This window comes from Geothrix rubra (assembly GCF_030268065.1).
GTDB lineage: Bacteria > Acidobacteriota > Holophagae > Holophagales > Holophagaceae > Geothrix > Geothrix rubra.
On record NZ_BSDD01000006.1, the window covers coordinates 182973 to 189087 of the forward strand.

Sequence of the window (6115 nt, forward strand, 5' to 3'; positions counted from 1 at the left end):
CATTGTCCCACGGGCCCGGTCAGCGGAACTCGGCGCCGGTGAGCTCGGCCCGGAAGAATTCGCCTTCGCGTTCGAAGCGTTCCGTGCCGGACCACCAGCCCACGCGGACGCGGGTGGGGATGGTGAGGCCCTGGAAGGTGCCCTCGGCCTCCATCACGCCCCCGAAGGGGACTTCTCCGAAGGGCCCGCCACCGGGGTTCCCCCAGCGCGCCAGGCGCACCTCCTGCAGGCGGCCATCGGCATCCGGGGTCAGATCCAGGTCGCCTGGTTCCCCGTCCACCCTCACCCGGGCCCGCAGTCCGGCATCCGCCTCCGTCCAGGTCACCGCCGGATCCGCCAGGAGGGAGGGCAGCCAGATGGTCTCGGCCCGCAGGCGGCCGCGGGCGGAGCGCGTGATGTCGGCGCCCTCGGCCCGCAGGAAGGGGATCAGGCCGAAGAGGGCCCAGCGCATGGTGCCCCGGCCGTCCAGCAGGCGGTCGGAGCCGCGGATGGGCAGGCCCTTCATCCGGACGCGGGCCGCCCACACCATGCCCCGGTCGCGGACGATGACCTGGTCCGCCTCGAAGGGGTGCCAGTCCCCCAGCCGGATCGTGCCGGTCATCGCCAGGCGCACGGCCCGGGCCAGCGGGGCCCCCGGGGCCAGGGCGTGGCCCAGGAGGCGCTGCGCGCCGGCCGGCAGGCCCGCCAGCAGCGCCGGGTCGAAGCGCTCCACGGCCGCCGGCGCCTCGCGCCACAGATCGTCAGGGCTGATGGGCTTCGGCATGGCCCCTCCCGCCGGGGTTCAGGTGATGCGCTTCAGGACCTGCCGTCCCATGTGGGAGAGGTGGAGGCGGCCCGGACCGGTCTCGCGGACGAGGTCGTGGCGCTCAAGCCAGGCGACGTCGGCCTCGGTGGCGCCGGCCTTCAGGAGGTGCTCCCGCGCCACGTCGGGGTGGTGGGAGGCCACCATCTTCAGGAGCCGGAGCTGGAGGGGGGAGATGGCATCGGTCATGGCTGGCTCTGGTGGCGCCGGTAGCTGGGGCGGTGCAGGTCGCTGATCTGGACGGTGACGTTGAGCCGCATCCCCTCGGCGCTGCGGGGAAAGGCCCGGACCAGCACCGGCAGCAGGGCGTCGCTGAGGGCGGCCTTCACGGCGTCGCTGCGGCCATCCATCACCTGCACGTCGAGGGTGACGAAGGCGCGATCCGGCGCGCCATCGGCCACGCGGAAGATCCCATGGCGGATCACGCGGCTCTTGATGTCCGCCTCGGCGAAGAGGCCCGTGGCCACCAGGGTGTGGTGGAGCTCGGCCAGCAGGTCGGGCCAGTCCGGCTCGTCCAGCAGGTTGTCCGAGGCTTCCAGGATGCAGTGGGGCATGGGGCACCGCCGTGCCCCCAGTCTACCGCCGGGACGCGGGCTTCCGCGCGACGATGCGCTTCCCCTCGGCCTTCCAGTACCCGCCTTCCTCCGCAAAGCAGACGTTCTCCAGGTCCGCCACGCGGTCCTGCAGATGGGCCTGGGCGTCGGCGACGGCCTGGTTGTACGCGGCCGGCGCGATCTCCTTCAGGCAGAAATCCAGGAACACGCCGGCGCCCAGGTCCCCCAGGCTCACGCCGTACTCCTCGGCCACGAACCGGCGGATGGATTCCCGCAGGCGCTGCTCGGTGTCGGGGGAGAGCCGGATGTCCATGGGGCCTCAGGGGTGCCTGTCGTCGTCGGTCGCATCCCCGCCCGGGTCCCCGGCCTTCGGCTTCGCGAAGCGCTGGGCCCGGAGGTGGAAGTCGTCGGTGAAGGTGCGGCGCACGGGCGGGGGCGGGGTGGCCTCGACCGCGATCCGGATGCGGCGCAGGCGCCAGAGGGCCCAGCCCACGGGCAGGAGCAGGAGGAAGGGGTACTCCAACAGCACCCGCAGGGGCGTCAGGCGGAACTGGTTGGGGCGCAGGCCGTCGGCCACGTAGTTGTCCAGCACCCAGATCTCGTCGCCGGGCGCCAGCTCGGCGGCCTCGGCCTTGAGCATCGTCAGCTCCCGGTCCCGGTCGCCCTCCTTCACCGTCACGAGGTCCGCGATCTGGCTCTGGGGATCGCGGTCCACCCGCACCACCCGCACGTGGGCGGCACCCGGCCCCTGCCAGCGGCAGAAGGGGTTCATGGCCAGCAGGAAGACCTGCACCAGCCCCACCCAGACCACGGCCAGCACCACCCCCCAGAGCGCCACCAGGGCGCTCCAGCGGACAGCGGGACGGGCGAAGATGGACATGTCCGCAGTATCCCAGCTTCAGGGCCTTCCGGCGGCACTCCCGATGCGCCCCAGGAAGTCCCGGAGGGCCTGGGCGGCGGCGTCGGGCCGCGTCTGCAGCAGCCAGTGGGGGCCCTGGAGGCGGGCCGCGTCCAGGCCGGGCAGGTGGGCCTTCAGGTGCCGGACGGCGGCGAGGGGCACCAGGCGGTCGTGGGCGGCCACCAGGGCCAGGACGGGCACCTGGATGCGCGCCAGCAGCGCCGTCTGGTCCACGTCGATCACGGCCAGCAGGCGGTCGCGGAGGGTGGCCTTGGGTACGGCCGGCAGCACGCGCCGCACCCGGTCCATCAGGGGCCCCGTGGCCCAGCGGCCCAGCAGCAGGAAGCGGACGGCTCCCACGGGCAGCCGCAGGGGGGGCAGCAGCCGCAGCAGGGGTGCCGTCCAGGCCAGGCCCGGCCGCGGGTTCCGGGCGAAGGTCCCGCAGAGCACCAGGGCCCGGAGGCCCTCGGGCCGCTCCGCCGCCAGGGCCAGGGCCACGGGGCCCGAGAAGGATTCCCCCAGCAGCACGTAGGGCCGGTCCTGGGGCAGGAGCGTCCGGGCATGGTGGATGCACGCGGCGTAGGACACCAGGGCCTCGGGGTAGCGCACCACCCGCGCCTCGAAGTCCGGGACGGCCGCCAGGAAGGGCTCGAACATCACGCCCGTCCCATCCAGTCCGGGCAGCAGGACCAGCAGCGGGCGTTCCTCGGGGGGCAGGGACATGGCCCAGTATCCCAGGTCGGGAGGCGGGTAGAGTGGACGCTCTCCCCGGGAGCCCCATGGCCTCCTCCCCCCGCCGCCCGTCCCTCGGCCGCGACGTTCGCCTGCTCTTCCTGACGCGGATCGTGCGGATGGCCGCCTACGGCTTCCTCTCCGTGGTGCTGGCCCTCTACCTGGCCGGGCTGGGCTTCAGCGAGGGGCGCATCGGCCTGCTGCTCTCGCTCACGCTGGCGGGGGACGCCCTCGTGTCGCTGGGGATCACCCTCCATGCCGATCGCCTGGGCCGGCGACGGATGCTCCTGGCCGGCGCGGCCCTCATGGTGGGCGCGGGGGTGCCCTTCGTCCTCAGCCGGAGCTTCGGGGTGCTGCTCGTGGCGGCCACCCTCGGCGTCGTCAGCCCCTCGGGCAATGAAGTGGGTCCCTTCCTGGCCCTGGAGCAGGCGGCCCTGGCCCAGGTGCTGCCGGAGGCGCGCCGCACGGCCGTCTTCGCCTGGTACCACCTCGCGGGTTCCTTCGCCACGGCCCTCGGCGCCCTGGCCGGTGGCTGGGCGGCCCAGGCCCTCCAGGGCGCGGGATGGACCCCGGTGGCCAGCTACCGGGCCGTGGTGGCCGCCTACGCGGCGGCCGGATTCCTCCTGGCGCTGCTGTTCCTCCGGCTGGGCCGGGCTGTCGAGGCGCCGCAGCCGGTGGCCCCCGGGCGCTGGGGCCTGCACGGGTCGAAGGCGGTGGTGCTGCGCCTCTCCGCCCTGTTCTCCCTGGACGCCTTCGCGGGGGGCTTCGTCATCCAGAGCATCCTGGCCTACTGGCTGCACCTGCGCTTCGGCGTGTCCCCGGGGGCCCTGGGCTCCATCTTCTTCGCCGCCAACCTCCTGGCGGGCCTCTCCTCCCTCTACGCCGTGCGGCTGGCGGCCCGCATCGGCTACATCCGCACCATGGTCTTCACGCACATCCCCTCGAACGTGCTGCTCATCCTGGTGCCCCTGATGCCCAGCCTGGCCCTGGCCGTGGCGATGCTGCTGCTGCGTTTCAGCATCTCCCAGATGGACGTGCCCACGCGCCAGGCCTACACCATGGCCGTGGTGGCCCCGGAGGAACGCTCCGCGGCCGCCGGGATCACCGGCATCGCCCGCACCACGGGCGCCGCCCTGTCCCCGGGGCTGGCGGGACCCCTGCTGGCGGTGCCCGCCCTCCTCGGGGTGCCCTTCTTCCTCGCGGGTGGTTTGAAGATCCTCTACGACCTGCTGCTCTATCGCAGCTTCAAGGCCGCCGACCTGGGGGCCTCCGCCGCGGGGGAGCAGGATCGGCGGTGAGTGCCGGTCGGCCTACATGGCCACGAGCTTCGGCTTCACCAGGCGCTCGAAATCCTTGTAGGACATGCGGATCAGCTCGGTGTGGGTGCCGGCGTTGAAGGCGATCTCGGGATCGGCGGCCAGGTGCGGATCCACGAAGACCTCCAGGCCGTAGAGGTTGCCGAAGGGCGGCATGGCCCCCACCTCGCAGCCCGGGAAGTCGGCGGTGAACTCGCGCTCGTTGGTGAGCTCGATGGTGGTGGCCCCCGTTGACCGGCGCAACCGCTCCAGGTCCACCTTCCGGTCCGCGGGGAGGACGGCCAGGGCCGGCCGGCCGTCCAGGTTCACGACCACCGTCTTGGCCATCTCCTTCCCGGGGATGTGGGCGGCGCCCGCCACGGAGGTGGCGGTGAAGGCCAGGGGGTGCGGGATCACGATGTGCGAAACCCCGTTGGCTTTGAGGAATTCCTTCACGTTGGCCACGGTCATGGCGGCCTCCTTGGGTTGAACGCGCCCCAAGGATGGGTCCGTGCCGGGGCCGGTGCCACCGGGCCGGGCCTTGGAATAAACGGATGGCGTCGAACTAGTTGATGTACCAGAAGCTGCCGTCCGACACGCAGATGATCGTCCAGTAGCTGTAGGCGAACGTCACGGAGGGGGTGGGGGCGAAGGTCGTGGCGCTGGTGGTGCCGGTTCCGTCCTGGATCATCCCGCTGGCGGTGCCCAGCGTGAAGTGGTTGCCCCCGGCCATCACGTAGATCATCCGGCCCGCGTTGGCGGTGGGGTCCGGGAGGGTGACGGTCGGCGTGCCCGTGCTCGTCACGACGATCATCCGGTCGCTGGCGCCCACGGTGTAGGAGCCTCCGGACACCACATGCACGGCCGTGGGTCCCGAGGACCCCTGGGGGATGGTGAAGTTCAGCACCGCGGCGCTGGCGGTGCCGGAGTTGGTCACCGATGCGGAGGAGCCGGCTGCGCCGGTGGTGGTGGTGCCCACCGTCACCGTGGCCGCTGTGCCGGCCGGTCCCTGCGCGCCGGTGGCCCCCGTCGCGCCCGTGGGTCCGGTCGCCCCCGTGGCGCCCGTCGCCCCCTGGGGACCCGTGGCCCCCGTGGGCCCCGCCGGGCCCGTGGCGCCCCGGGCCGCCAGCAGGGCCCAGGTGGTGCCCGATCCGGCGACATCCAGGGCCGGGTCCACGTTGAGGTTGGCCGCGAGGGCGATGTAGCTCGCGCCCCCCTCGGAGACGGTGTCCCCGACGGTGTAGGCGGTGCTGCCGCTCCAGGCCCCCCGGAAGGAGACCGGCGGGCCCTGCGGCCCCGTGGGGCCCTGGAGCCCCTGCAGTCCCTGGGGCCCGGTGGCGCCGGTGGCCCCCGCGGGGCCCGCCAGGCCCTGGATGCCCGGGATGCCCTGGATCCCCTGGAGGCCCTGCGGACCCTGGGCGCCCTGGAGCGCGAGCACCGCCCAATGCCCACCCGAGCCGGCCACGTCGGCCGCCGGATCGAGGGCGGTGTTGGCCGTCAGCGCGACGTAGGAGGATCCGTTCTCGGACACCGCGTCCCCGAGGGCGTACGGGGCGCTGCTGCTCCAGGCGCCCTTGAAGCTGGTGGGCGGCCCGGCCGGGCCCTGGGGGCCGGTGGCACCGGTGGCCCCCGTCGGTCCCGTGGCGCCCGGGAGGCCCATGGGACCCTGGGGTCCCGTGGCCCCGGTCGCGCCGGTGGGACCGATGGGCCCCTGCGGACCGGCAGGGCCGGGCGCGCCGGCCACGGTGGCGGGCGACCAGGCGGAGCCGTTGTAGACCAGGGACTGGCCCGCGGCGGGGGCGGTGGTGGTGTCCAGGGGCACGCCATTGAGGCG

The 6115-nt window shown here is 73.8% G+C and carries 8 protein-coding genes and 1 pseudogene; 1 reads left to right on the forward strand and 8 read right to left on the reverse strand.

Annotated elements, in window-relative coordinates; genetic code table 11:
* Positions 1-19 precede the first annotated feature (19 nt).
* The 6 genes from QSJ33_RS14775 to QSJ33_RS14800 are packed head-to-tail and all read right to left on the reverse strand — an operon-like array spanning position 20 to position 2977.
* Complete coding sequence (locus tag QSJ33_RS14775; RefSeq protein WP_285727588.1) at positions 20-763, reverse strand: DUF6544 family protein; 744 nt, start codon at positions 761-763, stop codon at positions 20-22.
* A gap of 18 nt (positions 764-781) precedes the next feature.
* Entirely contained in the window at positions 782-991 is a 210-nt protein-coding gene (locus QSJ33_RS14780; protein WP_285727590.1) for a hypothetical protein, read from the reverse strand.
* Complete coding sequence (locus tag QSJ33_RS14785) at positions 988-1356, reverse strand: 5-carboxymethyl-2-hydroxymuconate Delta-isomerase (protein ID WP_285727592.1); 369 nt, start codon at positions 1354-1356, stop codon at positions 988-990. The genes QSJ33_RS14780 and QSJ33_RS14785 overlap by 4 nt, the downstream gene beginning before the upstream one ends.
* Before the next feature lie 22 nt (positions 1357-1378).
* Positions 1379-1669, reverse strand: coding sequence for a DUF2164 domain-containing protein (locus QSJ33_RS14790; RefSeq protein WP_285727594.1), 291 nt, complete (start codon positions 1667-1669; stop codon positions 1379-1381).
* 6 nt (positions 1670-1675) lie between these two features.
* The gene (locus QSJ33_RS14795; RefSeq protein WP_285727596.1) at positions 1676-2236 is read right to left on the reverse strand and encodes a hypothetical protein; all 561 of its coding nucleotides are present in this window, start codon (positions 2234-2236) and stop codon (positions 1676-1678) included.
* An 18-nt stretch (positions 2237-2254) separates the two neighbouring features.
* Positions 2255-2977 (reverse strand): alpha/beta fold hydrolase, encoded by a 723-nt coding sequence (locus tag QSJ33_RS14800; RefSeq protein ID WP_285727599.1) that lies wholly within the window; start codon positions 2975-2977, stop codon positions 2255-2257.
* Positions 2978-3033: 56 nt separating this feature from the next.
* Here QSJ33_RS14800 and QSJ33_RS14805 point away from each other — a divergent pair, with 56 nt between their 5' ends.
* On the forward strand, positions 3034-4284 hold the full coding sequence (locus QSJ33_RS14805; protein ID WP_285727601.1) for an MFS transporter: 1251 nt from the start codon (positions 3034-3036) through the stop codon (positions 4282-4284).
* Positions 4285-4296: 12 nt separating this feature from the next.
* On the opposite strand, the gene QSJ33_RS14810 is transcribed toward QSJ33_RS14805, so the two are convergent.
* Positions 4297-4752, reverse strand: coding sequence for an aminoacyl-tRNA deacylase (locus tag QSJ33_RS14810; RefSeq protein ID WP_285727602.1), 456 nt, complete (start codon positions 4750-4752; stop codon positions 4297-4299).
* Between the two features lie 94 nt (positions 4753-4846).
* Positions 4847-6115, reverse strand: a pseudogene (locus QSJ33_RS14815) (hypothetical protein); the annotation flags it as partial.